Origin of the sequence: Vibrio sp. 10N.222.52.B7, from assembly GCF_041474275.1 — a bacterium.
GTDB classification, from domain to species: Bacteria; Pseudomonadota; Gammaproteobacteria; order Enterobacterales; family Vibrionaceae; genus Vibrio; species Vibrio crassostreae_C.
Genome location: NZ_JBFRTU010000176.1, coordinates 1110 through 2835, shown reverse-complemented (window position 1 = coordinate 2835; position 1726 = coordinate 1110). Strand labels below are relative to the sequence as shown.

The 1726-nt window shown below is 47.2% G+C and carries 2 protein-coding genes; one reads left to right on the top strand and one right to left on the bottom strand.

What is annotated here, in order from left to right; genetic code table 11:
* Positions 1 to 1061, top strand: a 1061-nt coding sequence (locus tag AB4512_RS22120) for an ATP-binding cassette domain-containing protein (protein ID WP_372175695.1), incomplete at its 5' end; no start/stop codon positions are given.
* A gap of 122 nt (positions 1062 to 1183) precedes the next feature.
* Here the strand turns inward: AB4512_RS22120 and AB4512_RS22115 are convergent.
* The coding region (locus AB4512_RS22115; protein WP_372175694.1) for a FapA family protein at positions 1184 to 1726 on the bottom strand (543 nt) is incomplete at its 5' end.

Genomic DNA, 1726 nt, shown 5'->3' with positions numbered 1-1726 from the left:
AATTCCGTTGGGAAGAAGCCGTTGCTCACATGGCGAATTGGAATATCAAAAGTCGACGCATCACTGACAGCATCCAAAACACCGCCGGCTTTGTTCAGCAAAGTACTAACGTTGGTATGATCATCTTTGGCGTGTATCTAATTGCAGAAGGTGAACTTACGATGGGTGGCTTGATCGCTGCAACCATGTTGAGCGGCCGAGCGATTGGCCCGCTTGTTCAACTGTCTTTGCTTTCGACTCGTTACAACCAAGCGAAGTCATCAATGACTCTGATTGAGCAAGTGATGTCGATGCCAGATGAACAAGAAGAAGGTAAGCGCTACATCCACCGCCCTATTATTCAAGGTCATATCTCGCTCGACAAAGTGACGTTCCACTACCCTGATTCGCCCGTGGCTTCTATCAGAGATTTAACTCTGCATATTAAACCCGGTGAGAAAGTGGCGATCATTGGACGTATCGGTTCAGGTAAAACCACACTAGAACGTCTGATTATGGGCCTCTACAAGCCCACAGAGGGCCATGTACGCATTGATGACACCGATATGGAACAACTGCATCATGTCGACGTACGACGCAATATAGGCTGTGTGCCGCAAGACAGTAACTTGTTCTACGGTTCGGTAAGAGACAACATTACTTTAGGTCGCCCTTTAGTAGATGACCGTGACGTGATGGATGCAGCAAACCGTGCAGGGGTAACCGCGTTTACTCAACAAGATCCGGCAGGTTTGGAACGCCAAGTGGGTGAAGGTGGTGCCTTGCTGTCTGGTGGTCAACGTCAGTCAATTGCCATTGCTAGAGCCTTCCTAGGCCGTCCGCCAGTATTGTTAATGGATGAGCCGACCAGTGCTATGGATAACCGTTCTGAGATGCACATCAAACACCAGCTTAACCAGTTGCTACCAAGCGAGACGTTGATTCTGATTACACACAAAACGTCGATGTTGGACATTGTCGATCGAGTGATCGTTATGGAGAAAGGCTGCATCATTGCCGACGGTCCTAAAGCACAGGTTCTTTCAGACCTTAAACAAGGTCGAGTTAGAGCCGTAAGTTAGAGCGCTCAAGCCATCTAAATAAATCATTATCAGTAGAAACCATAAGGGGAGCATCAGCTCCCCTTTTTCTATTTGTCAGTATCATCACCTAAGCCAAGCATCACTTATGTTCAACACAAAGCCTACAAAGCAATATCCTCTTGCTCCATCTTGAATGAACATTGGATTTCGTATTGGTTGAATGAGAAAACACTTCCGCCGTGAGTTCGCTTGGTTGTGACTGTCTCATCACCAAATTGAATCGTCACTCGGGTATACACTTTTTCGTGTACCTCTACCGTGCATTCAGCAAGGTTGGTTTCAAACTCCGCTTCGAGTGTATCTAGCTGAGACTTTGTGTTTTCTATTGCAAGGTTATTCTTCTCACGTTGCTGCTCAATTTCTAGGGCTTGCTCTTCGCTTCTCTCGGCTTTCGGGCGCTTCTTAAATTCTAACTCTTGGCGAATTACACCCATGGTTTGCTCTTGCGTATGTTTATAAGTTTCCTTCAGCTCGGCTATCTTTTGGCGGTAGCCATCGTAGCGCGCAAAACCATGTACCTTGGTGGCGGTATCTCCCTCAACGCCTAAGAAGACACATTCGACCTTTCCGCCGACTTTGGCTTCACCACCGCTGAGCGTGCCGTGTTTTTTCAAACTGTCCATCACGATAAGGTTGTTACCACA